This window comes from Burkholderia sp. A2 (genome assembly GCF_001729305.1).
GTDB lineage: Bacteria > Pseudomonadota > Gammaproteobacteria > Burkholderiales > Burkholderiaceae > Burkholderia > Burkholderia sola.
In genome coordinates, this window is record NZ_LZXX01000108.1 from 1 (window position 1) to 25,961 (window position 25,961).

19 protein-coding genes are annotated in these 25,961 nt (G+C 68.7%); 11 read left to right on the forward strand and 8 right to left on the reverse strand.

The window, feature by feature from the left end; translation table 11 throughout:
- The first annotated feature begins 157 nt into the window (after positions 1 to 157).
- Positions 158 to 967 carry a helix-turn-helix transcriptional regulator gene (locus A9Z05_RS24305; RefSeq protein WP_069620444.1) on the forward strand — a complete coding sequence of 270 codons (810 nt, stop codon included), beginning with the start codon at positions 158 to 160 and terminating at the stop codon, positions 965 to 967.
- A 7-nt stretch (positions 968 to 974) separates the two neighbouring features.
- On the opposite strand, the gene A9Z05_RS24310 is transcribed toward A9Z05_RS24305, so the two are convergent.
- Entirely contained in the window at positions 975 to 1,970 is a 996-nt protein-coding gene (locus tag A9Z05_RS24310) for a spore coat protein U domain-containing protein (RefSeq protein WP_069620358.1), read from the reverse strand.
- Positions 1,971 to 2,269: 299 nt separating this feature from the next.
- Between A9Z05_RS24310 and A9Z05_RS24315 the strand changes: the two genes are divergently transcribed.
- The 5 genes from A9Z05_RS24315 (at position 2,270) to A9Z05_RS24335 (ending at position 8,220) form a co-directional block, all read left to right on the forward strand.
- Complete coding sequence (locus tag A9Z05_RS24315; RefSeq protein WP_069620359.1) at positions 2,270 to 2,806, forward strand: spore coat U domain-containing protein; 537 nt, start codon at positions 2,270 to 2,272, stop codon at positions 2,804 to 2,806.
- 6 nt (positions 2,807 to 2,812) lie between these two features.
- The gene (locus A9Z05_RS24320; RefSeq protein WP_069620360.1) at positions 2,813 to 3,523 is read left to right on the forward strand and encodes a molecular chaperone; all 711 of its coding nucleotides are present in this window, start codon (positions 2,813 to 2,815) and stop codon (positions 3,521 to 3,523) included.
- 70 nt (positions 3,524 to 3,593) lie between these two features.
- Positions 3,594 to 5,942, forward strand: a complete 2,349-nt coding sequence (locus A9Z05_RS24325; RefSeq protein WP_069620361.1) for a fimbria/pilus outer membrane usher protein — start codon at positions 3,594 to 3,596, stop codon at positions 5,940 to 5,942.
- Between the two features lie 89 nt (positions 5,943 to 6,031).
- On the forward strand, positions 6,032 to 7,441 hold the full coding sequence (gene argH, locus A9Z05_RS24330) for an argininosuccinate lyase (RefSeq protein WP_069620362.1): 1,410 nt from the start codon (positions 6,032 to 6,034) through the stop codon (positions 7,439 to 7,441).
- A gap of 95 nt (positions 7,442 to 7,536) precedes the next feature.
- Positions 7,537 to 8,220 (forward strand): HAD family phosphatase, encoded by a 684-nt coding sequence (locus A9Z05_RS24335; RefSeq protein WP_069620363.1) that lies wholly within the window; start codon positions 7,537 to 7,539, stop codon positions 8,218 to 8,220.
- An 88-nt stretch (positions 8,221 to 8,308) separates the two neighbouring features.
- Here the strand turns inward: A9Z05_RS24335 and A9Z05_RS24340 are convergent, their stop codons facing one another.
- The 5 genes from A9Z05_RS24340 to apbC form a co-directional block, all read right to left on the reverse strand.
- A complete protein-coding gene (locus A9Z05_RS24340) occupies positions 8,309 to 9,127 on the reverse strand; it encodes a lysozyme inhibitor LprI family protein (RefSeq protein WP_069620364.1) in 819 nt (272 codons plus the stop codon).
- A complete protein-coding gene (locus tag A9Z05_RS24345) occupies positions 9,127 to 11,406 on the reverse strand; it encodes an arginine/lysine/ornithine decarboxylase (protein ID WP_006497175.1) in 2,280 nt (759 codons plus the stop codon). The genes A9Z05_RS24340 and A9Z05_RS24345 overlap by 1 nt, the downstream gene beginning before the upstream one ends.
- Positions 11,407 to 11,487: 81 nt before the next feature.
- Positions 11,488 to 12,057, reverse strand: a complete 570-nt coding sequence (gene dcd / locus A9Z05_RS24350) for a dCTP deaminase (RefSeq protein ID WP_006398615.1) — start codon at positions 12,055 to 12,057, stop codon at positions 11,488 to 11,490.
- Between the two features lie 195 nt (positions 12,058 to 12,252).
- Positions 12,253 to 12,789 carry a superoxide dismutase [Cu-Zn] gene (gene sodC / locus A9Z05_RS24355; RefSeq protein ID WP_069620365.1) on the reverse strand — a complete coding sequence of 179 codons (537 nt, stop codon included), beginning with the start codon at positions 12,787 to 12,789 and terminating at the stop codon, positions 12,253 to 12,255.
- 133 nt (positions 12,790 to 12,922) lie between these two features.
- Positions 12,923 to 14,014 (reverse strand): iron-sulfur cluster carrier protein ApbC, encoded by a 1,092-nt coding sequence (gene apbC, locus A9Z05_RS24360; protein ID WP_069620366.1) that lies wholly within the window; start codon positions 14,012 to 14,014, stop codon positions 12,923 to 12,925.
- A gap of 353 nt (positions 14,015 to 14,367) precedes the next feature.
- Between apbC and A9Z05_RS24365 the strand changes: the two genes are divergently transcribed.
- Together A9Z05_RS24365 and metG are read left to right on the forward strand one after the other, a co-directional pair.
- Complete coding sequence (locus A9Z05_RS24365) at positions 14,368 to 15,015, forward strand: OmpA family protein (protein ID WP_069620367.1); 648 nt, start codon at positions 14,368 to 14,370, stop codon at positions 15,013 to 15,015.
- A gap of 380 nt (positions 15,016 to 15,395) precedes the next feature.
- Complete coding sequence (gene metG / locus A9Z05_RS24370) at positions 15,396 to 17,546, forward strand: methionine--tRNA ligase (protein ID WP_069620368.1); 2,151 nt, start codon at positions 15,396 to 15,398, stop codon at positions 17,544 to 17,546.
- Between the two features lie 85 nt (positions 17,547 to 17,631).
- Here the strand turns inward: metG and A9Z05_RS24375 are convergent, their stop codons facing one another.
- The gene (locus A9Z05_RS24375) at positions 17,632 to 21,675 is read right to left on the reverse strand and encodes a translocation/assembly module TamB domain-containing protein (RefSeq protein WP_069620369.1); all 4,044 of its coding nucleotides are present in this window, start codon (positions 21,673 to 21,675) and stop codon (positions 17,632 to 17,634) included.
- Between the two features lie 40 nt (positions 21,676 to 21,715).
- Complete coding sequence (locus A9Z05_RS24380) at positions 21,716 to 23,530, reverse strand: autotransporter assembly complex family protein (protein WP_069620370.1); 1,815 nt, start codon at positions 23,528 to 23,530, stop codon at positions 21,716 to 21,718.
- 248 nt (positions 23,531 to 23,778) lie between these two features.
- Between A9Z05_RS24380 and A9Z05_RS24385 the strand changes: the two genes are divergently transcribed.
- The 3 genes from A9Z05_RS24385 to panC all read left to right on the forward strand — a co-directional run bounded on the left by A9Z05_RS24385 (position 23,779) and on the right by panC (position 25,944).
- Positions 23,779 to 23,967 (forward strand): DUF3460 family protein, encoded by a 189-nt coding sequence (locus A9Z05_RS24385; RefSeq protein WP_006478107.1) that lies wholly within the window; start codon positions 23,779 to 23,781, stop codon positions 23,965 to 23,967.
- A gap of 4 nt (positions 23,968 to 23,971) precedes the next feature.
- Entirely contained in the window at positions 23,972 to 24,844 is an 873-nt protein-coding gene (locus A9Z05_RS24390) for a ScpA family protein (RefSeq protein WP_021164248.1), read from the forward strand.
- A gap of 260 nt (positions 24,845 to 25,104) precedes the next feature.
- Complete coding sequence (panC, locus tag A9Z05_RS24395; protein ID WP_069620371.1) at positions 25,105 to 25,944, forward strand: pantoate--beta-alanine ligase; 840 nt, start codon at positions 25,105 to 25,107, stop codon at positions 25,942 to 25,944.
- The last annotated feature ends 17 nt before the right edge of the window (positions 25,945 to 25,961 follow it).

The window sequence follows — 25,961 nt, forward strand, 5'->3', positions numbered from 1 at the left end:
GTATTGTGGGGGACGCCCGCTGCCCTGCCAGCGCGCGAGCCGCTACAATAGGCCTGCGTTTGTACCAGTACAAGTTAAGCAGTTATTCTGGTATTCGATCCACCTGTCTGATCGTTTGATCGTTGCCGCGTTTTCGCTTCCACTTCGCCGTTTCCGCATTAGCCAACCCTCCTCCGCCCCCGTCCCGCCGCTCGACGCCACGCCCGCCCGCGCGCTCGGTGAATTCATCCGTGCCCATCGCGAGCGGCTGTCGCCGCAGGCCGTCGGCCTGCCGCCCGGCCCGCGCCGCCGTACGCCGGGACTGCGGCGCGAGGAAGTCGCGCAACTGTGCGGCGTCAGCCCGACCTGGTACACGTGGATCGAACAGGGCCGGCCCGTGTCGGCCTCGGCCGACGCGCTCGCCCGGATCGCCGTCGCCTTGCAGCTGTCGAAGGCCGAGCGCGCATATCTGTTCGAGCTGGCCGCGCAGCGCGACCCGGCCGAGCCCGACGTCGCGGGCGGCGACCTGCCGCCGACGCTCGCCGCGACCGTCGCGGCGATCGCGACGCCCGCCTACGTGCTCGACCGCCAGTGGAACGCGCTCGCGTGGAATGCGCCCGCCGCCGCGCTCTTTTCCGGCTGGCTCGACGGCGAGCACGACCGCAACCTGCTGCGCTTCACGTTCATGTCGCCGGCCGCCCGCACGCTGATCGTCGACTGGGAAACCCGCGCCCGGCGGCTCGCCGCCGAATTCCGCGCCGATGCGATCCGCCACCTGACCGATGCGCCGACGCGCGCGCTGATCGACGCGCTGACGGCCGGCAGCGACGCGTTCGCGCAGTACTGGGCGTCGCAGGACGTGTTCGAGCGCGAAGGCGGGCGGCGCGAATTCGACCATCCGGCCGACGGCCGCCTCGTGTACCAGCAGATCACGCTGAAGCCCGCGCACCGCGAGGACTTGAAGCTGGTCGTACTGGTGCGCGACTGAGCGCGGCTCAGAAGCTGATCGTCGCGGTAATCGTGTCGCTGTAGTTGCCGGGCGCCGGCGTCGCTTGCGCGGGCACGCGGCCGTACACGGTGATCGCCTGCGCGAACCCGCTGCCGGTGCCGGTCGCCATCGACGTGCCGGCGGTGCCGTCGCCCCATGGCTGCGTGAAGCCGCTGTCCTGATAGAGCTGGTAGCTGACCGACCCGCCGCCCGCGCGCTGCATCGTACGTGCGGCGACGTTGCCGCTGCCGCCGCCGTTCAACGCGATCCGGAATGCGTCGCCGTTCGTGCAGCGCGCGCTGATCGAGCCGCTCGCGGTCAGCGCGGACGCCAGCACGCCTGCGGGCGGAAACGCGACGCCGGTCGCGCTGATGATGCAGTTGTTGACGACGGTGGCGGTCGTGGTAACCGTCATCGTGCCGGCCGTCGACTGCGACACACACGGTGTCGGCAGCACGCCAAGCAGCGAAAAACTGTAGCTGTATGCGGCCTGGTTGCCGCTGAAACTCTGCGTATAGACGGTGCTGTCGTTGTTCACGGTCGGCACGGTCGGCTGGTTGGGCGCGATGCGGCCATAGATGGTCACGTTCGCACTCGCGGACGTGCCGAGCACCGGTTTCGTCAACGTCAGCGATATCGGCGTCGTGCCGCTGCTCACGGCGCCCCAGGCCTGCGAATAGCCCGCGTCCTGATACAGGTCGTACTGCATCTGGTTCGTCCCGTTGCTCAGGTAGCGCGGACTGGTGCCGCCGAGGTTCACGCACACGAGCACGCCGGTGTTCAGGCTCAGCGTGTCCCACGTGCAGTTCACGGTCATCGTGGCGGTCGTCGTGTAGGCCTGTTGCGTGATCGGACTGACCGAGCCGAAGCTCGGCACCGGCGGCGTCACCGTGCACGTATCCGCACGCGCCGGCATCCACGGCATGCCGAGTACCGCTGCCAGCAGCAGGCACGATAGCGCGCGCATCCAGCGGCGCGCCAGGACGAAGCCGTCATCCGCCATGCGTTTCCCCCGCAAAAAAACGTCCGCCCGACCGGGTTCGCGGATCGGGCCGCGCCGTCATCGTATCGGTCCGTGCATCGATCGTTCGCACTGTTACTTGATCCATGTCAAATAGGCCGATGGAATCCGTCCGCCCCTCCCGGACAACGCACGCCAGGTCGGCGTTTTCTCCATTGCGCGCGACCGAACCCGTGGAGTAGTCTTCCACCAACGACAGAGCGGTAACGGCGACCGGCGACAGACCACGCGGCAGGCACTCCGCGGCCGGGCGACCCCTTGAACGGCAGGAGACAATCATAATGATAGATTCCCGACGTCGTGTTTTTTCAGCCATGCTCGCAGCCACGTTCGCCTTCGCGCCGGTGCTGCAGCCCGTCACCGTTGCCGCAGTCTATTCGAACGGCACGGCCACCGCGCAATTCAACGTCACGCTCACGATCCAGGCGAACTGTACGATCGCCGCGAACCCGCTTGCATTCGGCACGACCGGCGTGCTCGCGTCGACGCTCAACCAGCAAACGACCCTCTCCGTCACCTGCACGAACTCGACACCCTACAACGTCGGGCTCGACGCCGGCGCGGTCACCGGCTCGACCGTCGCCAGCCGGCTGATGGGCGGTACCACCACCGGCAATACCGGCACGACGGTCGGCTACCAGCTCTACCAGGACTCGGGCCACTCGACGATCTGGGGCAACACGCAGGGCACCGACACGGTCGGCGGCACCGGCACCGGTTCCGCGCAGGTGTTGAACGTGTACGGCCAGGTGCCCGCTCAGGCGACGCCGAAGCCTGACACCTACCAGGCCTCGGTCACCGCCACCGTCTATTTCTGACGGGCCGTGCGATTGTTCCCGCGCGCCTTGGCCGCGCTGTGCGTCGGATGGGCGACGACGGTTTCGCATGCCGCCACGCTGCAGATCACGCCCGTGACGATCGAGCTGCCGCCGTCGGCGGCGGCCGCGAGCATGACGCTCAGCAACCCGGGCGGGCGGGCGATCTACGGCCAGGTCCGCACCTATCGCTGGACGCAGGAAAACGGCACCGACGTGATGACGCCGACCGACGCGCTCGCCGCGTCGCCGCCGCTGCTGCGGATCGACGCGAACGCCGAGCAGTTGATCCGGCTCGTGCGCACGAGCCGCGGCACGCCGGCCGCAGAGGAGAGCTATCGCGTGCTGATCGACGAACTGCCCGCGCCGGGCACGCCGATCGACAACGGCGTGACGATCCGGCTGCGCTATTCCGTGCCCGTATTCGTCGAGCCCGATGCCGCGCCAGCGTCCCCGCGCCTCGACTGGCGCGTCGAACCCGACGGGACCGGCATGCGGCTCGCGGTCGACAATCGCGGCGGACGGCGGGCGCAGATTTCCGCGGTCCGGCTGGTCGATGCGCGAGGCGGCGTCCACGAAGTCACGCGCGGGCTGCTCGGCTATGCGCTCGCGGGCAGTACGCGACGCTGGCCGCTCAAGCTCGACGCCGGCGCGCCGTTCGTCAAGATCCAGGCGACCGTCAACGCGCAGCCGGTCGAAGCCCGGCTGACGGCGCCCTGAGCCACCCGAGCAGGGTCGCACGACGTTGCCCGTGCCGATGCCGAGCAAGACCCTCCGGGCCGACCGCCCCATGCGACACGCCGGGCCGGGCCGGCCCACCGCCGCGCCGCTCGCGCTGGCGCTGATACTGGCGCTGCACGCGCTCGCCGTATGCGCGCAACCGGCGCCGGCGCCGATGCCACCCGCCGCCGTGTCCGAAGCCGCGGCGCAAGCCGACGGGCTGTATCTCGACGTGTCGGTCAACGGCGAACCGACGCATCGGATCGCCGGGTTTCGGCAGATCGACGGGCGGCTGTACGCGGCGTCCGCCGACCTGAACGACCTGGGCATCGCGACCGGCGGCCCCGCGAACGCGCCGTCGAACACGCTCGTCGCACTCGATACGCTCGCGGGGCTGCACTACGATTACGACGCCGGCCGGCAGACGCTCGACCTGCGCGTACCCGACGCACTGCGCATTCCGCACACGTTCGATACGCGCGCGCTCGCCGCCGCACCGCCGGCCACGTCCGGCCGCGGCTTCGTGCTGAACTACGACGCCTACGCGCAAACCGTCGCGCGCGCACCGCTCGCGGTCTGGAGCGAGGCGCGCTATTTCGATCCGGCCGGCGTACTCAGCAGCACCGGCATCGCGTATCTGTACGACGACCGCCGGCGCTACGTGCGCTACGACACGTCCTGGACCCGCTCGAATCCCCGCACGCTCACGACGACCCAGGTCGGCGACACGATTTCGTCGTCGCTGTCCTGGACGCGCTCGCTGCGCCTGGGCGGCGTGCAGTGGCGCAGCAATTTCGGCCTGCGCCCCGACCTCGTCACGTTTCCGGTGCCCGCGCTGTCCGGCAGCGCGGTCGTGCCGACGTCGGTCGACCTGTACGTGAACAACGTGCGCCAGTTCAGCGGCGACGTGCCGAGCGGGCCGTTCGTGATCAACAGCGTGCCGGGCATCACCGGCGCGGGCAACGCGACGGTCGTCACGCGCGACGCGCTCGGCCGCTCGATCGCGACGTCGATTCCGCTGTACGTCGATACGCGCCTGCTCGCGCCCGGCCTCGCCAGCTATTCGGTCGAAGCCGGTTTCCTGCGCCGCGCGTACGGCACCGATTCGTTCGACTACGCGCGCACGCCGGCGGCGAGCGGCTCGCTGCGCTACGGGATCAGCGAGCGGCTGACCGTCGAAGCGCACGGGGAAGCGACGGCCGGCGTCTACAACGCCGGCGCCGGCGTGCTCGCGCGCCTCGGCGAGCGCGGCGTGGCGAACGCGTCGCTGGCGCTCAGCGCGCCGGGCAGGACCGGCGTGCAGGCGGGCGTCGGCTACCAGTACGTGACGCCGCGCTTCTCGATCGACGCGCAGACGCTGCGCGCATTCGGCGACTACGTCGACCTGGGCAGCCGCGAAGGCGTGCCGGTCTCGCGCGCCACCGATCGCGTGACGGTGTCGTTCCCGTTCCTGCGCGCGCAAACGCTGTCGTTCAGCTATCTGGCCCTCAGGTATCCGGGCGTCGCCGCATCGCGGATCGGCTCGATCGCTTACCTCGTCAATCTCGGCGGCTTGACCTCGATCACGTTCAGCGGCTTCCAGGACTTCCGGCAACGCGATGCGCGCGGCTTCTTCGTGAGCCTGAGCATCGGGCTCGGCGGCAACACGTCCGTCTCCGCGAACGCCGGGCGGCAGAACGGCGAATCGACCTACACGCTCAATGCATCGCGGCCGCCCGACTACGGCGGCGGCTTCGGCTGGAACGTGCAGGCCGGCGCCAACGCGGGCACCCGCTACGGGCAGGGCCAGCTGCAGTATCTCGGCCGCGCCGGTCAGCTCACGCTGCTCGCGCAATCGTTCGACGGGCGCGGCAACGCGGCGGTCGACGTCACGGGCGCGTTCGTGCTGATGGACGGCCGCGTGATGACGGCACGCCGCGTCGACGACGGCTTCGCGCTCGTCTCGACCGACACGGGGCGCGTGCCCGTGCTGCACCAGAACCGGCTGATCGGCGCAACGGACCGGGCCGGCTACCTGCTGGTGCCCGACCTGAATGCGTACCAGAGCAATCGCGTCGCGATCGACGGCAGCGCGCTGCCGGCCGACGCGCGGATCGCCGACACGACGCTCGACGTCGTGCCGCAGGCCCGCTCCGGCGTGCTCGCGCACTTCGCCATCACGCGCTACAGCGCCGCGTCGATCGCACTGCACGCGTCCGACGGCACGCCGCTTCCGCCGGGGCTCGAGGTCCGCCACGTCGAAAGCGGTCAGCGCACGATCATCGGCTACGACGGCCTGACCTTCGTCGACGGCCTCGTCGAGAACAACCACCTGGAGATCTCCGGCGGCGGCCGCGACTGCACCGTCGAATTCGCGTACCGGCGGCCGGACGACGGCACGCTGCCGCGCATCGGCCCGCTGGCCTGCGGCCCGCGGTAGCGCGCGCCGGCCGGCCGCTGCGCGAATGTTAGAATCGCGGGATTCCCTCGGCGGCGCACGGCCGCCCAACTCCCCTTCGAAGAATCGCCATGACGTCCCAACTGCACAAAAAGGGCGAGGCCTGGTCGGCCCGCTTCTCGGAACCGATGTCGGAACTGGTCAAGCGCTACACGTCGTCGGTGTTTTTCGACAAGCGCCTCGCGCTCGTCGACATCGCCGGCTCGCTCGCGCACGCGAACATGCTCGCCGCGCAGAAGATCATCAGCGCCGACGACCTGGCCGCGATCGAACGCGGGATGGCGCAGATCAAGGGCGAGATCGAGCGTGGCGAATTCGAATGGCAGCTCGACCTGGAAGACGTCCACCTGAACATCGAGGCGCGCCTGACCGCGCTGATCGGCGATGCCGGCAAGCGCCTGCACACGGGCCGCTCGCGCAACGACCAGGTCGCGACCGACATCCGCCTGTGGCTGCGCGGCGAGATCGACCGCATCGGCGGCCTGCTGAACGACCTGCGCGGCGCACTGATCGACCTCGCGGAACAGAACGCCGACACGATCATGCCGGGCTTCACGCACCTGCAAGTCGCGCAGCCGGTCACGTTCGGCCACCACCTGCTCGCGTACGTCGAGATGTTCACGCGCGATGCGGAACGCATGCGCGACTGCCGCACCCGCGTGAACCGCCTGCCGCTCGGCGCGGCCGCGCTCGCGGGCACCAGCTACCCGATCGACCGTCACGCGGTCGCGAAGACGCTCGGCTTCGACGGCATCTGCGCGAACTCGCTCGACGCGGTGTCGGATCGCGACTTCGCGATCGAATTCACCGCGGCGTCGGCGCTCGTGATGACGCACGTGTCGCGCTTCTCCGAAGAACTCGTGCTGTGGATGAGCCCGCGCGTCGGCTTCATCGACATCGCCGACCGCTTCTGCACCGGCAGCTCGATCATGCCGCAGAAGAAAAACCCGGACGTGCCCGAGCTCGCGCGCGGCAAGACCGGCCGCGTGAACGGCCACCTGATGGCGCTGCTCACGCTGATGAAGGGCCAGCCGCTCGCGTACAACAAGGACAACCAGGAAGACAAGGAACCGCTGTTCGACACGGTCGACACCGTTGCCGACACGCTGCGGATCTTCGCGGAAATGGTCGCCGGCATCACCGTGAAGCCGGACGCGATGCGCGCGGCCGCGCTGCAGGGCTTCTCGACGGCCACCGACCTTGCCGACTACCTCGTGAAGCGCGGCCTGCCGTTCCGCGACGCGCACGAAGCCGTCGCGCACGCGGTGAAGATCTGCGACGACCGCGGGATCGACCTCGCCGACCTGACGCTCGACGAAATGAAGCAGGAGCTGCCGAACGTCGCGCACCTGATCGGCGACGACGTGTTCGGCTACCTGACGCTCGAAGGGTCGGTCGCGAGCCGCAACCATCCGGGCGGCACCGCGCCCGACCAGGTGCGCGCGGCCGTCAAGGCCGCCCGCGCCGCGATCGGCAAGTAACGGCCCGCCGTCCCGGACGGACGCCTTCGGCGTCCGTTTTTCATTCGGGCGGCCGTCGCGCCGCCCATCGCCTTCCCCGCTTCACGGATGCCCCGATGACCTTTTCCGCCGCGCTCTTCGACATGGACGGCCTGCTCGTCGATTCCGAGCGGACCATCATGAACACGTGGATCGACGTGTCGAACGCGCACGGCGTCGTGCTGACCGAGATCGATTACCTGCAGATCGTCGGCCGCTCGTTCGCCGAAGGCCAGGTGATCCTGGCGCGGCTGATCGGCGACGCCGATACGTTCGACGCGGTGCGCATCCGCGTGCGCGAGCAACTCGCCGCCCCCGAACCTCATCCGAAGTTTCCGCTGAAGTCGGGCGCGCTCGCGCTGCTCGAAACGCTCGCGCAGGCCGGCATTCCGTGCGCGGTCGCGTCGTCGTCCGCGCGCGACGTGATCCGTGCGCGGCTCGACGCGGTCGGCGTGTTGCCGTTCTTCCGCGCGATCGCGGGCGGCGACGAAGTCGCGCGCGGCAAACCCGATCCGGCCGTCTACCGGCTCGCGGCCGAGCGTCTCGGCGTGCCGGCGCACGCGTGCGTCGCGTTCGAGGACAGCGACTTCGGCGCGCAGTCGGCGGCCGGCGCCGGCGCCGCGGTCGTCACCGTGCCCGACCTGAAGGCGCCGACGCCCGACATCGTCGCACTGAGCCTGCACGTGCTCGCGTCGCTCGACGACGCGGTCGCGCTGGTGCCGTCGTGGTTCGGGCGTCTCGACACGCAGCAGCCCGCGTAAGCGGCGCACGCGCCGCCCCAATGCAAACGGGCACCCGAGGGTGCCCGTTTTGCGTTGCCGTGCCGGATCACCGGCATCGCGGCGATGCCTACCGATTGCCGGCCGTCTCCGACAGCCGCTTCATCGTCGCGATGCGCGCGCCGATCAGGTCGACGCGTCCGTCCTCGCCGACGAGCGGCGCCGTCGCATCGCGGAACGCCACCCAGGCGCGCTGCGCGCGCACGAGCGTCGCGGCCGAATGCGCGGGCATCTTGCGGTGCAGCTTCTGGTAATAGCGGTTCAGGTCGAACAATGCGTGTTCACACGCGGCGTCCTGCACGCACGGCCGCACGCGACGGATCGCCGAATCGCGCGGCGCATTCGCCGGCTTGGCGCCGGCCGGCGCGACCACGCCGGCACCGCCCTGCGCACCGCTCGTCGCCGCGACCGGCACGGCGGCAGGCGGCGGCGCATAGCGATCGGCCGCCCCACGCAGCGCCAGCGCGCGATCGCGCACCGGCTGCAGCTGCAGGTCGGCGCTCGACATCGCATACGCGGTGCCGCGCGTCGTGTCGTACACGGCCTTCAGCAGCAGCACTTCGTCCTTGCGCCACGTGAGCCAGCGGCGCTGGCTGTCCTGCCAGCCGCGCTTCGCGTCGGCCGGCGCATCCTTCAACAGGCGCTGGTACGCGCCGTCCATCACGGCCTGCCACTGCTGCTGCGCTTCGCCCATGCACTGGATCTGCCCGGCCGGCGACGACCGGTCGCGCCGCGCGAGGCATTGCCGCATCGCGACGTCGATCGGGTCGGCCGCCGCGACTTCCGCATGGGCGACACCCGCGCCCCCGAGCGCCGCCCATCCTGCCGCCCAGACGACGAGCGCGGCCAGCGCCGCGCGCATCGTGCGGAATCGTCCGTGCGCCGCCATCAGTCGCGCACGCAGTCGACGAAGTACTCGACGCGGCCGTTCACCTCTTCCGCGACGAGGCCGTGGATGTCGGTGTGGAAGCCCGGGAAGCGCTCGTTGAAGTCGCGCGCGAACCGCAGGTAGTTCACGATCGTCTTGTTGAAGCGCTCGCCCGGGATCAGCAGCGGAATGCCCGGCGGGTACGGCGTCAGCAGGATGCTCGTCACGCGGCCTTCGAGCTCGTCGAGCGGCACGCGGTCGATCTTGCGGTGCGCGAGCTTCGCGAACGCGTCCGACGGCTTCATCGCCGGCTCCATGTCCGACAGGTACATCTCGGTCGTCAGGCGGGCGATGTCGTTCGCGCGGTACACGTCGTGGATCTGCGTGCACAGGTCGCGCAGGCCGACGCGCTCGTAGCGCGGATGCTGCGCGACGAATTCCGGCAGCACGCGCCACAGCGGCTGGTTGTTGTCGTAGTCGTCCTTGAACTGCTGCAGCTCGGTCACCATCGAGTTCCAGCGGCCCTTCGTGATGCCGATCGTGAACATGATGAAGAACGAGTACAGGCCGGTCTTCTCGACGATGATCCCGTGCTCGGCCAGGTACTTCGTCACGATCGCGGCCGGAATGCCGGTCTCGCCGAACTCGCCGTCGACGTCGAGCCCCGGCGTGATGATCGTCGCCTTGATCGGGTCGAGCATGTTGAAGCCTTCCGCGAGCGGGCCGAAGCCGTGCCAGTGGTCGTTCGGCTTCAGCATCCAGTCTTCGCGCGAACCGATGCCTTCCTCGGACAGGTTGTCCGGGCCCCAGACGCTGAAGAACCAGTCGTCGCCGTATTCGGCGTCGACCTTGCGCATCGCGCGGCGGAAGTCGATCGCCTCGGCGATCGATTCCTCGACGAGCGCGGTGCCGCCCGGCGGCTCCATCATCGCGGCCGCGACGTCGCACGACGCGATGATCGCGTACTGCGGGCTCGTCGACGTGTGCATCAGGTACGCCTCGTTGAAGCGGTGCTTGTCGAACGTGCGGTTCTCCGAATCCTGCACGACGATCTGCGAGGCCTGCGAGATGCCCGCGAGCAGCTTGTGCGTCGAGTGCGTCGCGAACACGAGCGCGCCCGTGCGCGGACGGCCGTCGCCGATCGCGTGCATGTCGCGGTAGAAATCGTGGAACGTCGCGTGCGGCAGCCACGCTTCGTCGAAGTGCAGCGTGTCGAGCAGGTCGCCGAGCAGATCCTTGATCATCTCGACGTTGTAGACGACGCCGTCGTACGTGCTCTGCGTGATCGTCAGGATCCGCGGCTTCATGTCCGGGTTTTCGCGCAGCGCCTCGCGCGCGAACGGGTTCGCCTCGATCTTCTTGCGGATGTTCTCCGGCTTGAATTCGTCGCGCGGGATCGGCCCGATGATGCCGAAATGGTTGCGCGTCGGCGTGAGGAACACGGGGATCGCGCCCGTCATCGTGATCGCGTGCAGGATCGACTTGTGGCAGTTGCGGTCGACCAGCACGATGTCGCCCGGTGCGACCGTCGCGTGCCAGACGATCTTGTTCGACGTCGACGTGCCGTTGGTCACGAAGAACAGGTGGTCCGCGCTGAAGATGCGCGCCGCGTTGCGCTCGGACGCCGCGACCGGGCCCGTGTGGTCGAGCAGCTGGCCGAGTTCGTCCACCGCGTTGCAGACGTCCGCGCGCAGCATGTTCTCGCCGAAGAACTGGTGGAACATCTGGCCAAGCGGGTTCTTCAGGAACGCGACGCCGCCCGAGTGACCCGGGCAGTGCCACGAGTACGAGCCTTCGTCCGCGTACTTGACGAGCTCCTTGAAGAACGGCGGCGCGAGCGAATCGAGATAGACCTTCGCCTCGCGGATGATGTGGCGCGCGACGAACTCCGGCGTGTCCTCGAACATGTGGATGAAGCCGTGCAGCTCGCGCAGGATGTCGTTCGGCAGATGCCGCGACGTGCGCGTCTCGCCGTACAGGAAGATCGGGATGTCCGCGTTGCGGCGGCGCACTTCGGTGACGAACGCGCGCAGCTCGATGATCGCGGTCGCGAGCTCGGGCAGCTCGCCGTCCGGGCCGGTTTCGCCGAGCATGAGTTCGTCGTCGTCGATCGACAGGATGAAGCACGACGCGCGGCTCGATTGCTGCGCGAACGACGTCAGATCGCCGTAGCTCGTGAGGCCGAGGACTTCGACGCCCTCCTTCTCGATCGCTTCGGCCAACGCCCGGATGCCGGAGCCCGAGATGTTCTCGGAGCGGAAATCTTCGTCGATGATGACGACGGGGAAACGAAACTTCATGGGCGATTCTCCAAAAAGAACGACCGCGGCGCGTCACGCGCAGCGGTCACCCGGAAACTGGTGAGACGTTATGCAACCAGATCAGGTTTTCGGCAGCGTGACACCGCGCTGCCCCTGATACTTGCCGCCGCGATCGGCGTACGACACGTCGCACACTTCGTCGCTTTCGAAGAAGAGCACCTGCGCGACGCCTTCGTTCGCGTAGATCTTCGCGGGCAACGGCGTGGTGTTCGAGAATTCCAGCGTGACGTAGCCTTCCCACTCGGGTTCGAACGGCGTCACGTTGACGATGATCCCGCAGCGCGCGTAGGTCGACTTGCCGAGGCAGACGGTCAGCACGGTGCGCGGGATGCGGAAATATTCGACGGTGCGGGCCAGCGCGAACGAGTTCGGCGGGATGATGCACACGTCGCCCTTGAAATCGACAAACGAACCCTCGTCGAAGTTCTTCGGATCGACGATCGTCGAGTTGATGTTCGTGAAGATCTTGAATTCGTCCGCGCAGCGGATGTCGTAGCCGTAGCTCGACGTGCCGTAGCTGACGATCCGGCGGCCGTCCTCGGACGCACGGACCTGATCGGGCACGAACGGCTCGATCATCTTGTGCTCTTCGGCCATGCGCCGAATCCATTTGTCGGACTTGATGCTCATGCCAGCCTCCGCAGGGCCGTCCCAAGGGGGCTGGCCGTCCCGTCGGGGGACAGCGAACAAAGTGAGCGTTGGGGTCGTTTCATATTGGGGCGCCAGGAAACGCTGCGTGACGGAAGACGAAGGCCGCCGGTTCAGGGCGGCGGCCGGGAAAGGCGGACATTTTACGCGATCATCGGCCCACGCACGCGGCGGCCGTCAACGGATCACGCCGCAGGCCAGCGCGGGCCCCGCGCCATGCTGCGCAAACGCCGGGTCGCTCGCGTCGCGGTGCACCAGCGCCGCACGGTTCATCGCCGAGCGCACGCCATCGAGGGCCAGATCGGGCGCGACGATGAAGCCGGCCGCGACGCCGTTCGCATCCGCATGGATGTTGCCGAGATCGCCGGCGACGCGCGCGCCCGCGCGCAAGCGATCGGCGGCCGGCGCGAACACCGGGCCGGCGCTCGAGCCGTCGCCCGCGTTGCAGTCGCCGCGCTCGTGCACCTGCAGCGCGTGATCGCTGTTCGGCGGCAGGCCGACCAGGTTGTAGGTGACCTGCACGCCGTCCGGGCGCTCGACGAACGTCACCGCGCCGCGCGCCTGCGAGCCGACCGTCGGCTGCAGTTGCGCGTCGGCCCGTTTTTCGTGCGACGTGGAAAAGGAGGTACAGCCGGCCAGCAGGCCCAGCGCGGCGGCGGCAAGCAGCGCGCGCTGCGCGCGGCCGGCGCGCACGCCGTGATGTCGTTGTTTCATTCGATCCTCATGCCGGCTGGCGGCCGTTTGAGACGACGGCCGCGCCGGGCGGGTAAAGGGACCCGGGAAAAGTCGCCATGATACCGCGCCTCGCGGCGCCGCAAACAGCGTGAGGCCCCGCCCCGCAAGGGTTTTACGTATTTTGAACAACGATCGACGGGAACTTCGACGTCATGTCGCGCGATCGCTCGGCAATCGCCAGCGCCACCCCGCGCGCGATGTCGCGGTAACGACGCGCGAGCGCGCCTTCGGGATCGGCCGCGACCGTCGGCGTGCCGCTGTCGGCGCGCTCGCGGATCGCGATGTCGAGCGGCAGGCTGCCGAGCACGGTCACGTCGTAATCCTTCGCCATCCGCTCCGCCCCGCCGGCGCCGAAGATGTGTTCTTCGTGGCCGCAGTTCGAGCAGATGTGGATGCTCATGTTCTCGACGATGCCGAGGATCGGAATCCCGACCTTCTCGAACATCTTCAGCCCCTTCTTCGCGTCGAGCAGCGCGATGTCCTGCGGCGTCGTGACGATCACCGCACCGGTGACGGGCACGCGCTGCGCGAGCGTGAGCTGGATGTCGCCGGTGCCCGGCGGCATGTCGACGATCAGGTAGTCGAGCTCGCGCCAGTTGGTCTGGCGCAGCAGTTGCTCGAGCGCGGACGTCGCCATCGGGCCGCGCCACACCATCGGATTGTCTTCCTCGATCAGGAAGCCGATCGAGTTCGCCTGCAGCCCGTGGCCGACCAGCGGGTTCATCGACTGGTTGTCCGGCGACTCGGGGCGCTGGCCGTGGATGCCGAGCATCGTCGGCAGCGACGGGCCGTAGATGTCGGCGTCGAGAATGCCGACCGACGCGCCTTCCGCGGCGAGCGCGAGCGCGAGGTTCACGGCCGTCGTGCTCTTGCCGACCCCGCCCTTGCCCGACGCGACCGCGACGATGTTCTTCACATTCGGCAGCAGCTTCACGCCGCGCTGCACCGTGTGCGCGACGATCTCCTGCGACACGGCGACGCGCGCATCGCGCACGCCGGGCACGGCCCGGAGCGCCGCGGCGACGCGCGCGCGCACGTCGTCGTGCTGGCTGCGCGCCGGATAACCGAGCACCACGTCGAGCGCCACGACATCGCCGTCGATCGCGACGTTGCGCACGCCCTTGTTCGCCGCGTACGGGCGGCCGGTATTGGGGTCGACGACTGCCGCCAGCGCGGCGTCGACTTGGGCCCGGTCAATGCTCATCGAAACTCCATGAAAACGTTTTTCTCGCGCGCAAAACGTCAAAAAATATCAAATTTCGCGGCGAAATTCGGGAAAAGTGAAAGAATCTGTTGCACGCCATTGCGCGAACGCGCGACCCGGCGCACTCTTCGCGTGCGGCATGCTATAGGGCCAAATCGGCCACTCACCGCCTATATTGTAGAGGCTGACGCGTCGCGCTGCCCGAACAGCCACGCTGACGGACAGGGCATGCGACCGCCTCGGCGGCTGCCGCGAGCGCCGGCCGGCCTTCCTTTTTCGGGCGGCCCGCGCAGGGAGCCATAACTGTTGTTTGTCGTCGTTGTCGACTCGTTCAACCAAGAGAGGAATCCAAGATGAACATGAAAATCGCGACTCGCCTGTCCGTCTTCGCACTCGCCGGCGCGCTGCTGGCAGGCTGCGCCACGCAGCAAGGTAACAACACGGCCGTCGGCACCGGCACGGGTGCGGCGCTGGGCGCGGGCATCGGCGCACTGGCCGGTGGCGGCAAGGGCGCGGCGATCGGCGCGGGCGTCGGCGCCCTGGTCGGCGGCGTGACGGGTTACAACTGGCAGGCGATCAAGAACAAGCTCGCGCCGTCGGCAGCACAGACGGGCACGCAGGTCACCGAGCAGCCGGACGGCTCGCTGAAGCTCAACGTGCCGAGCTCGGTCACATTCGCGACGAACCAGTACGCGATCACGCCGGCGTTCACGCCGCTGCTGAACGACCTGGCGACGACGCTGAACCAGAACCCGCAACTGACGGCATCGATCGTCGGCTACACGGACAGCACGGGCTCGGCGCAGCTGAACCAGACGCTGTCGCAGAACCGCGCGCAAAGCGTCGTGAACGCGCTCGTGCAGCGCGGCGTGAACGGCGGCCGTCTGTCGGCGCAAGGCATGGGCCCGTCGAACCCGATCGCGGACAACGCGACCGAAGCCGGCCGCGCCCAGAACCGCCGCGTCGAGATCTATCTGCGCGCGCCGCAACAGCGTCAATAAGCGCGACCGCAAGAGGAAACGTGCGGGCGCGGCGCCCGCACAGCCCCGCCGGACAAGGCTTTTGGCGGGGCCGGTAACAAATCGAAAAAATTTTCGAACTTCTGTCGCAGGCCGTGGTCAGTATTTACGGTACGCGGCTGGTGTTGCCGGCGCGTCACCATTCTCCTCTTGTCGTTGTTGCTCCGGGGCCGTATCCGCCCCGGTTTTTTTTTGCCCGCAGAATTCGTGTTGCGTCGCAGCATAACGCCGCCGGGCACGCCGCGTGTGCGGCCCCGCCCGTGCCGGCGCCCGGTCCGCGGCGCCCGCCCGCCGCGCTGGCCCGCGCCCCTGCTAGAATCGCGGTTTCCCGTCGTTTTTCCCGCTGTTCTTCTCCAGACCCTATGTCCGCATCCGACCTCACTCCCGTGCAGGCTGCGGCGCCGCAAGGCAGCCGCCAGATCCTCGTTACGTCCGCACTGCCCTATGCCAACGGGCAGATCCACATCGGCCACCTGGTCGAGTACATCCAGACCGACATCTGGGTGCGGACGCTGCGAATGCATGGCCATGAGGTCTACTACATCGGCGCCGACGATACGCACGGCACGCCGGTCATGCTGCGCGCGGAGAAGGAAGGCCTGACGCCGAAGCAGCTGATCGACCGCGTGTGGACCGAGCACAAGCGCGACTTCGACAGCTTCGGCGTGTCGTTCGACAACTTCTACTCGACCGATTCGGACGAGAACCGCGTGCTCAGCGAAAAGATCTATCTGGCGCTGCAGGAAGCCGGCCTGATCGCCGAGCGCGAAATCGAGCAGGCCTACGATCCGGTCAAGGAAATGTTCCTGCCGGACCGCTTCATCAAGGGCGAGTGCCCGAAGTGCCACGCGAAGGACCAGTACGGCGACAGCTGCGAAGTGTGCGGCTCGACGTACCTGCCGACCGAACTGCTGAACCCGTATTCGGTCGTGTCGGGCGCGACGCCGGTGCGCAAGACCTCGAAGCACTACTTCTTCCGCCTGTCCGACCCGCGTTGCGAATCGTTCCTGCGCGAATGGGTGAGCGGCCTCGCGCAGCCCGAAGCGACCAACAAGATGCGCGAATGGCTCGGCGACGCCGGCGAAGCCAAGCTCGCCGACTGGGACATCTCGCGTGACGCGCCGTACTTCGGCTTCGAGATCCCGGGCGCGCCCGGCAAGTATTTCTACGTGTGGCTCGACGCGCCGGTCGGCTACTACGCGAGCTTCAAGAACCTGTGCGACCGTAACGGCATCGATTTCGATGCGTGGATCCGCCCGGGCTCGAAGGCCGAGCAGTATCACTTCATCGGCAAGGACATCCTGTACTTCCACACGCTGTTCTGGCCCGCGATGCTCGAGTTCTCGGGCCACCGCACGCCGACCAACGTGTTCGCGCACGGCTTCCTGACCGTCGACGGCGCGAAGATGTCGAAGTCGCGCGGCACGTTCATCACCGCGCAAAGCTACATCGACACGGGCCTGAACCCCGAGTGGCTGCGCTACTACTTCGCGGCGAAGCTGAACGCGACGATGGAAGACATCGACCTGAACCTCGACGACTTCCAGGCGCGCGTAAACAGCGATCTCGTCGGCAAGTACGTGAACATCGCGAGCCGCGCGGCCGGCTTCCTGATCAAGCGCTTCGACGGCCGCGTGCAGGACAGCGCGATGAATCATCCGCTCGTCGCGAAGCTGCGCGATGCGATTGCCCAGATCGCCGCAAGCTACGAAGCACGCGAATACGGCCGCGCGCTGCGCCACACGATGGAGCTCGCGGACGAAGTGAACGCATACGTCGATGGCGCGAAGCCGTGGGATCTCGCGAAGGATCCGGCCAACGCGGTCGCGCTGCACGAAACCTGCAGCGTGAGCCTCGAGGCGTTCCGCCTGCTGTCGCTCGCGCTGAAGCCGGTGCTGCCGCGCGTCGCCGTTGCGGTCGAGGCGTTCTTCGGGATCGCGCCGCTCGCGTGGGCCGATGCCGCGAAGCCGCTGTCGTCGGCGCAGCCGATCAAGGCGTACCAGCACCTGATGACGCGCGTCGACGCGAAGCAGCTCGAAGCGCTGCTCGCCGCGAACCGCGATTCGCTGCAGGCCGAGGCAACGGGTGCGGCCGCCGCGAGCACGAACGCCGCGAAGGATGCGAAGCGCAACGCGAACGCGAAGCCGGCCGTCGCGACCGGCGCCGACGACGCACCGATCTCGATCGACGATTTCGCGAAGATCGACCTGCGGATCGCGAAGATCGTCGCATGCCAGGCCGTCGAGGGCTCGGACAAGCTGCTGCAGCTCACGCTCGACGTCGGCGAGGAAAAAACCCGCAACGTGTTCTCGGGCATCAAGTCTGCGTACCAGCCCGAGCAGCTCGTCGGCAAGCTGACGGTGATGGTCGCGAACCTCGCGCCGCGCAAGATGAAGTTCGGCCTGTCCGAAGGGATGGTGCTCGCCGCGTCGGCCACCGACGAGAAGGCGGAACCGGGCCTCTACATCCTCGAACCGCACAGCGGCGCGAAGCCGGGCATGCGCGTGAAGTAAGCGGCGCGCGCTGCCGCAAAAAAGCCCCGCACGGTTTGAATCGTGCGGGGCTTTTTTATCGCTGCCCGGTACGCCGCGGCCGCCGTCACCGCTGCCCGAACCACCGGTCGAAGCGCCGCGTGTAGTTCAGGTCGACACCCTGGAACGTGCCGCCGTACGCGGACACCGACCAGAAGCGCGTCAGGTTGATCGTCGCCTTGAACGCGTTGCTTGCCGATTGCAGCCCCTGCTCGAAGCCGAGCACGAACCGCTCGTTGATCGCCTTCGACACCAGCACGACCTGCGGATCGGTCAGGCCGACTTCGCTGCGGCCGACCGACACCTCGTCGAGGCCGAAGGTCTGCGCGACCCGCTTGCCGGTCACGCTGCCGAGCAGCCCGAGCGCCGCCGTCATCGCGCCCTGCTGGCCGACGTTGTTGCCCTGGTCGGTGCCGTGCCCGAACAGCAGCCACGACAGCTTTTCGTTGTCCGTCACGTTCGGCTCCGACACGAGCTTGACCGTCGGCGCCTGGATCGTGCCCGTTACCTGCACGCCGGCCTCGACCTCCTGATTGCGCCGCATCGCGAGGATGTTGACGCCCGGGTTCGACACCGGGCCATTGAACGTGAAGAAGCCGTTCTCAACCGCGAGCTTGCGGCCGAACGCCGTGTACGTCGAGCCTTCGGTCACGCGCACGTTGCCGATCGCACGCAGCGGCACGCCCGGCGCGCTCATCACGGTAATCGTGCCGCGCAGCCCGAGATCCGCGCCGTGGCCCTTGAAGCGGAAGTTGTTGCCGAGCCCGACGTCGATGTTCGCGCGCGGCGCCAGCGACGGCGCCGGCTTGTTTTCGACCGGCTTCGGCTTCGCGGCCGCGGTACCGGTAGGCGTCTCGCCGCGCACCGTGCCGTCCGGCTGCACGATCACGACGTCATCCGACAGGTGCGGCGCCCCTTGCTCGGGCAGGTCGAACAGCGCGCGATCGACGACGAACTTGCCGTCGATCGCCAGCGCGCCGCGCGGCCCGTCGTTCGCGACGGTGGCCTTGCCCGACACCGACAGCTTGCGGTCCGGCGCCGCGAACAGCTCGAGCTTGTCCGCGACGATGCTGGCGGTCAGGTCCGGCGCCTCGCCGTCGAGGCGCACGCGGCCGAGCGCGCGCAGCGTGCCGTCGCCGCCGTGAAACTCGACCTGCTGGAATTCGACGAGGTTGTCCGACAGCTTCACGCGCACGATGCCGTCCTTCAACTGGACGCCCTGGTCGATCAGCGTCGCGGACAACTCGTCGCCCGTCAGCGTCCCCGACAGGTTCGGTTTCGCCGGCGTGCCCGACACCGTCAGCTTCAGCGCCGCGCGTCCGCCGAGCAAGTAGCTCGGGCCGAACAGGTTGCCGGTGGTCTTCAGCGCCGGGATGTCGGCATCGATCCGGCCCGACAGCGGGCCGTCGTCGACGATGCCGAACACGCCGTCGCGCAGCGCGAACGGCACCGCGACGTTCGCGTCGAGCGTACCGATCCGGCTTGCCTTCGCGAGCGCCGTCACGTTGAGCCGGTTGCCGGGCGCGAAGCTCGCGCGGGCGGACAGGTCGGTCAGGCCGAGCGACGCGATGCCGCGGCCGGTCTCGATCGTCACGTCGCCGCCGCGGCGCTTGACCTGCACGTAACCCGTCGCGTTCGCACCAAGCGAGAAATCCCAGTCGGCATCGAGCACGACGTCGGTGCGCACCGGCGGCCGCTGGCCGGTCAGTTCCTGGCGCACCTCGAGGAAACGCGCAACCGACGCGCCGGTCACCGAACCGGCCGAGCGCATCTGGCCGCGATCGAACACGAACGATTTCAGGTCGATCGCCGCGCCTTCGAGCGTGAGCCGCGTCGCGCCGAGCGTCACGCGGCCGGCGCCGGCCGATATCGTCAGCGGCGCCTGCAGCGCGAGCGTCGGCGTGCCGCGATTCGCGAGCCGCGTGACGGTGCCGTCCCAGCGCATGCCGTCGCGGTTCTCGACCACGCCGCCGTTCGCCGCGAGCGTCAGGTCGATCACGCGGCCGCCGGCCATCCCGAGCGCCGACGCGTCGAGCGTGTGCTTCGCGCGCGTGCCGTCGAGGTTCGCGCGCAACGACTTGAGCTTGAACGAGCCGAGCGCGATGTCGGCCGCGTCGGCCGTGAACACGAGCGCGCCGTGCGCGCCGTCGCGGATGTCCGCGCGGCCCTGGGCGGTGCCGATCCGGTTCGACCCGACGACGACGTGCTCGGCCTTGTAGGTGGCCGTCACGTTCGGATGCGCGAAACTGCCGGTCAGGTCGCCCTGCGCCTGCACGAGCCCTTCGACCCCGAAGCCGAGCCGGTCGAGCTGCGGCGCGTCGACGACGAAGCGCAGCCGGTCGCCGGGCGCGCCGAAGCTGCCGCGCAGGTCGACGTGATTGCCTGCGATCGACAGGTTCGCGTTGCTCGGCAGAATCCGCGAGCCGGCGAGCTGCACGACGCCGGCGCCGGTCAGCGGCACGCCGTCGTACAGGCTGTCGGCGAGCTTGAAGGTCGCCTTCGTCGACACCTGCGGCGCGAACGCGCCCGACGCCGTCAGCGTGCCGGACACGCGCGTCTCGCCGCGCTTGGCCGGCGCCTTGGCCGCTTTCGCGGGCGCCTTGCCGACGCCCGCCTTCGGCGCGCTCATCGCGGCGAGCAGCAGCGGATCGAACGCGGTCAGCGTCGCCTTCGCGTCATAGCTCGAATGCGCGTCGTGGCGGAACACGCCCGTCAGGTCGATGCGCCCCTTGCCCGCCGTCACGCGCGTGTCGGTCAGCACGGTCTGCTGCTTCGTCAGCGCGACCTTGGCGCGCGCACCCAGTGCGAGCTTCGGGTCGTTCAGGTTGAAGTCGACGGTCGTCACGTCGCCCGCGAGCGTCACGCCGAGCGGGCCGCCGAGGCGCATCGGCCGCAGCTCGGCGACGAACGCGTTCAGGTCGAGGTTCGCGACCTTCAGGTCGAAACGGCCCTTGCCGCCCGCGAGCGTGCCGCCGCCGGTCACGCTGCCGTCGCGGATCAGCTTCAGCGCGAGACCGTCGATGCGCTGCGCGTGCGCGTCGAGATGCACGGTCGCGTGCGCGTCGATCAACGGCAGCAGATGGTCGCCGAGCGTGCCCGGCTTCGCGTTGACGATCGACACCGGCCCCGTCACCGCGAAGCCCTTCGCGGGCGCCGAGCCGGCCGGCGCGCTCACCGGTGCGAGTTCCGCGCGCACCGCGAGGTCGGCCACGGGCGCGCCGGGCGACAGCGCCTGCGGGTTCACGTGGTCGAACGCGAGCGACGCACGCGTGAGCGGCACCGCGCCGAACGGCGCGGCTTCGACGTGCGCGCGCCCGTTCAGCTTCATCCCGCTCGCGGAGACGTCGGCGACGAGCGCTTCGAGCGACCCCGACACGTTCGCGCTCGCATTGACCGGTTCATCGGCGAGTTTGCCCACGTAGGTCGCGTTGCCCGTCAGCGCGAACGGCTTCACGCCGTCGAGCTTCGCGCGCGCGGTCAGCGCGCCGTACGGCGTATCGACGCCGTCGAGCACGAGTTCATGGTGGCGGCCGTCGCTGCGGCCGTTCAGCGCGAGATGGTCGAGCTGGGTCGTCGACGTGCCTTCGTGAATGGCGAGGCGATCGACGCGCAGGTCGTCGATCCGCACCTGCAGCGGCAGGCTCAGGTCCTGCGGCGTCTTACTCGGCGTCGACGGCCCGGGCGCAATCCGCACGTCGATCGTGCCGGCGCGCAGATAGGCGACGGACAGCCGCCACGGCGCACGCGTCAGTGCCCAGCGGCCGTCGAGCCGGTCGATGCGAACCTCGGTGCCGGTGCCGTCGGGGCTGGTCCACGCGAACCCGCGCAAGCGCACGCCGGTCGCGAGCGAGCCGCCTTCGAGCGTGCCCGCGAGCCGCGTGCCGAGCACCTTGCCGGCCACCTGCCACGCGAGCCGCGTGCCGCGCTCGGTCGTCACCGCGCCCAGCACGAGCCCCACCGCGAGCACGACGAGCAGCACGACCGTCGCGAGCGTCCACGCGACGGCACGCCACGCACGGCCGCGGCGCGGCGCGCGCGGCGGCGTGCCGGGCGCGCCGTCGGGCGAATCCGGATCGTGAGGCGGCGGCGTGTCGTTCGGGTCCTTCGTCATGCGGTTCGTCGTGCGGGTCGTCGTCGATAGGACGGCAGGTTCAGAAAGCGATGCCGAGCGTCAGGTACGGGCGCACGCTGTGGTTGCGCAAGCCGTACGCGACGTCGACGTTGATCGGGCCGACCGGGCTGCGCCAGCGTGCACCGACGCCCACGCCCGGGTAGAACACGCGCTCGCCCCACGCATCGGTCGCGGTGCCGATGTCGAAGAACGTCGCGGCGCCCCAGTCGCGGTTGAACCAGTGCTGGTATTCGGCCGTGCCCGTCATCAGGTACTTGGTCGGCAAAACGGAGCCGTCGACGCTGTTGCCGATGCTCTGGTAGCCGTAACCGCGCACCGAGTTCGAGCCGCCGGCGCGGAACAGCAGCGACGCCGGCACGCCGCTCGAGCTGCCGCTCGTGAACACGCCGCCGAGCTCCGCGCGGAACACGAACAGGTCGCGCTTGCCGATCGGCAGGTACTGCTGCCCGCGCGCGTAGCCTCGAATGAAGGTTTCGTCGGCCAGCACGTGCTTGACCGCGAAGCCGGCCTCCGCGTGAATCAGGTTGCCCGAGCGCGGGAACAGCGGATCGTCGACGTTGCGGCGGGTCCACGCCCACTGCGGCACCAGCGCGCGGCTCGTGGTCGGCCCCGCGCCGTTCTGGTCGAGCCGATCCTGGTAGTACATCAGCGAATACGCATAGTCGATGAACTGGCCGGTGCGCGTGCGCTGCACGCCGACGCGCGCGCTGTAGATGCGCGTGTCCGACACGTTGGTGTTCGTGTACGACGCGAGCACGCTGTTGGTCCAGCCCTTCTCGCCCGGCGGCATCGACAGCTGGACCTGCCCGTACTGCTGGATCTGGTCGACCCGGCCCGACACGGTCAGCGGCCACGCGGCGCCGAACGTGTCGAGATACGTATAGGAACCCTGCACGTGCGGCCCGGTATCGGTCGCGAAGCCGACGCCGCCGCGGATGTTGTTGTACGGGAACTCGCTGACCTTCACGTGCACGGGCGTGCGCTCGGGCTTCGACGTATCGTCGCCGACGTCGATCGCGACGCTCGCGTAGTACGGCGTGTTCTGCAGCTGCCGCTGCAGTTCGGCGATCCGCCGCACGTCGTAGATCTCGCCTTCCGACAGCGGATTGACGTTCGTGACGATCCTTTCCGGATAACGGCGCACGCCGTCGACGTCGACCTTGCCGATCGTAAACGTCGGACCGCTGTCGAACGCGACCGCGAGCGTCGCGCGCTGCGTGCGCGGATCGATGCGCGCCTCGGACGACGCGATCTTCGCGCCGAGATAGCGGCGCGACTGCAGTTGCCGGAGCGCCGCGCCCTTCGCGTCGTCCCAGTCGGACTGCGTGAACGGGTCGCCCGGCTTCATCGAGAACGCGAACCGGGTGGCCGTCTCCTGCTTCGGATCCTCGGTTTCGACGGGCCCCTTGAACGTCAGGTCGACCGTCGACACGACGGTCTGCTTGCCCGGATCGACCGCGATGCGCACGTCGCGCTTGCCGTCGCGCGTGCGCACGTCGGTGCGCACGACCGGCGAAAAATAGCCGGCCGTCGCGGCCAGGTCGCGCACTTGCTGCGGCGTGGCGGTCACGAGGAAGTCGAACTGGTCGTCGCTGATGTCGTCACGCTTCGCGAAGCGGGCGATATCGAGGTGCGTCTTCAGGAGCTTGCGGATCGAACGCGGCGCGTCGATGTCGACGTCGTACTTCGCGTGGGCCGGCAGCGCGAAGCACGCGGCCAGGCAACCCGCGAGGGCCGCCCGCGCGACGCGGGCCGCGGCGTCGGCGCGATCGCGTGCCGCGCGCCGGCCCGCGTCATGCGCCGTGTGTGCTTGCTGGTTCGACTGCCCCGCCAAATATGACCTCGCCGTCCTGGAGTGTTACGTTTTCGTGGAAAACCCTGTATTTGACCACAGGGCGCCGACGTCACAGCCAAACGATTGTGAAAGAGTGCCAAGGCCCCGGCCGGGCCGCGGCACGACGCCCGCCGGCGCCGGCCCGCGGTTCGATGCGCGATTGGCGCCGGCTGTTCCCCGCGATGCGGTAAAATCCCGCCATCGAGAATCCGGCGCATCGTGCGCCGCCCGAAACGGAAGATCCAGCCATGCCGTACCAGTCCGACGTCACGCAGTTCCTGAACCAGCTCAAGCAGCAGAAGCCGACGCTCGAGGAAGAGCAACGCAAGGGCCGTTCCCTGCTGTGGGACAAGCAGCCGATCGATCTCGAAGAGCGCGCCGAGCAGCAGGAATCGCGCGTGAAGCAAACGTCGTACGTCTACTACCAGAACTTCTGACGACGTGAGCGCCGCCGACGAGGCCAGCGCCGCCCGGCAGGACGACGCGATCGCCGCGCCCGCGGGCGCCGATTCGACGCCCGACACGGTCGACGGCGTCGCGGCGTTCGCTCGCCTGTACGGCGAGCCGCTGTTCAAGCTGCCGCAGGATCTGTACATCCCGCCCGACGCGCTCGAGGTATTCCTCGAGACGTTCGAAGGCCCGCTCGACCTGCTGCTGTACCTGATCCGCAAGCAGAACTTCAACGTGCTCGACATCCCGATGGCGCAGGTCACCGCGCAATATCTGGGCTACGTCGACCAGATCCGCACGTCGAACCTCGAGCTCGCGGCCGAGTACCTGCTGATGGCCGCGATGCTGATCGAGATCAAGTCGCGGATGCTGCTGCCGGTCAAGAAGGCCGACACCGGCGAGGAAGCCGAGGATCCGCGCGCCGAACTCGTGCGCCGGCTGCTCGAGTACGAGCAGATGAAGCTCGCCGCGCAGCGGCTCGACCAGTTGCCGCAGCTTGGCCGAGATTTCCTGCGCGCCGAGGTGTACATCGAGCAGAGCGTCACGCCGCGCTTTCCCGACGTGAATTCGGACGACCTGCGCGCCGCGTGGGCCGACGTGCTCAAGCGCGCGAAGCTCGTCCAGCACCACAAGATCTCCCGCGAGGAGCTGTCGGTGCGCGAACACATGAGCCTGATCCTGCGCCGGCTGCAGAACGCGCGCTTCATGGAATTCGCCGAACTGTTCGATACGTCGCGCGGCGTGCCGGTCGTCGTCGTGAACTTCATCGCGATGCTCGAACTCGCGCGCGAATCGCTGCTCGAGATCACGCAGGCCGAACCGTTCGCGCCGATCTACGTACGTCTCGCTTACCTGCCCGCGTAAGCGCTGCCCCCGCCGCTTCCCGTTCCCCGGTGCATCCCGACGCTCGCCGCTTCGCCGCGGCGAACGGCCGTCCGGCGGGTGTCCGACACGTCCCACTATAAAGTGAACGATCGTTCTTTTATCGATGCGTCGCGCGGCCAAATCCTCTACAATCCGCCGACGCCCGATGCGCCGCCCGCGCGCCGGCGTTCTCCGCTTCGACCCCGATGCCGCTGCCGCGGCGTCAACGCGCGCCTGCGCGAGGAACCCGCTACCCGATCATGAAAGTCATCAGCTCGATCCAGGAACTGCGCGACCAGCTGCGCGGACAGAACCGCACGGCGTTCGTGCCGACGATGGGCAACCTGCACGAAGGGCACCTGTCGCTGATGCGCCTCGCGCGCCAGCACGGCGACCCGGTCGTGGCGAGCATCTTCGTCAACCGGCTGCAATTCGGCCCGAACGAGGATTTCGACAAGTACCCGCGCACGCTCCAGGACGATATCGAGAAGCTGCAGCAGGAAAACGTGTACGTGCTGTTCGCGCCGACCGAGCGCGACATGTACCCTGAGCCGCAGGAGTATCGCGTGCTGCCGCCGGACGATCTCGGCGGGATCCTCGAAGGCGAGTTCCGGCCCGGCTTCTTCGCCGGCGTGTGCACGGTCGTCACCAAGCTGATGTCCTGCGTGCAGCCGCGCGTCGCCGTGTTCGGCAAGAAGGACTACCAGCAGTTGATGATCGTGCGCCGGATGTGCCAGCAGCTCGCGCTGCCGGTCGACATCATCGCCGCCGAAACCGTGCGCGACGAGGACGGCCTCGCGCTGTCGTCGCGCAACCGCTACCTGACGACCGACGAGCGCAACGAAGCGCCCGAACTGGCGAAAACGCTGCAGCGCGTGCGCGACAGCGTGCTCGGCGGCGAACGCGATCTCGGCAAGCTCGAGCAGCACGCGCACGCGCATCTGGCCGAACGCGGCTGGGTGCCCGACTACATCGCGATCCGCCGCCGCGCGAACCTGATCGCGCCGAGCGCCGCTGAACTCGAAGCCGGCGAGCCGCTCGTCGTGCTCGCGGCCGCGAAGCTCGGCGCGACGCGCCTCATCGACAACCTGGAAATCTGACGGGCGGCCCGCCCGCG

Bases quoted from the DNA above. Each gene is read 5' to 3' on its own strand.
- A9Z05_RS24310 (WP_069620358.1), bottom strand. From the start codon at position 1,970: ATGGCGGATGACGGCTTCGTCCTGGCGCGCCGCTGGATGCGCGCGCTA.
- A9Z05_RS24315 (WP_069620359.1), top strand. From the start codon at position 2,270: ATGATAGATTCCCGACGTCGTGTTTTTTCAGCCATGCTCGCAGCCACG.
- A9Z05_RS24325 (WP_069620361.1), top strand. From the start codon at position 3,594: ATGCGACACGCCGGGCCGGGCCGGCCCACCGCCGCGCCGCTCGCGCTG.
- argH (WP_069620362.1), top strand. From the start codon at position 6,032: ATGACGTCCCAACTGCACAAAAAGGGCGAGGCCTGGTCGGCCCGCTTC.
- A9Z05_RS24335 (WP_069620363.1), top strand. From the start codon at position 7,537: ATGACCTTTTCCGCCGCGCTCTTCGACATGGACGGCCTGCTCGTCGAT.
- A9Z05_RS24340 (WP_069620364.1), bottom strand. From the start codon at position 9,127: ATGGCGGCGCACGGACGATTCCGCACGATGCGCGCGGCGCTGGCCGCG.
- A9Z05_RS24345 (WP_006497175.1), bottom strand. From the start codon at position 11,406: ATGAAGTTTCGTTTCCCCGTCGTCATCATCGACGAAGATTTCCGCTCC.
- dcd (WP_006398615.1), bottom strand. From the start codon at position 12,057: ATGAGCATCAAGTCCGACAAATGGATTCGGCGCATGGCCGAAGAGCAC.
- sodC (WP_069620365.1), bottom strand. From the start codon at position 12,789: ATGAAACAACGACATCACGGCGTGCGCGCCGGCCGCGCGCAGCGCGCG.
- apbC (WP_069620366.1), bottom strand. From the start codon at position 14,014: ATGAGCATTGACCGGGCCCAAGTCGACGCCGCGCTGGCGGCAGTCGTC.
- A9Z05_RS24365 (WP_069620367.1), top strand. From the start codon at position 14,368: ATGAACATGAAAATCGCGACTCGCCTGTCCGTCTTCGCACTCGCCGGC.
- metG (WP_069620368.1), top strand. From the start codon at position 15,396: ATGTCCGCATCCGACCTCACTCCCGTGCAGGCTGCGGCGCCGCAAGGC.
- A9Z05_RS24375 (WP_069620369.1), bottom strand. From the start codon at position 21,675: ATGACGAAGGACCCGAACGACACGCCGCCGCCTCACGATCCGGATTCG.
- A9Z05_RS24385 (WP_006478107.1), top strand. From the start codon at position 23,779: ATGCCGTACCAGTCCGACGTCACGCAGTTCCTGAACCAGCTCAAGCAG.
- panC (WP_069620371.1), top strand. From the start codon at position 25,105: ATGAAAGTCATCAGCTCGATCCAGGAACTGCGCGACCAGCTGCGCGGA.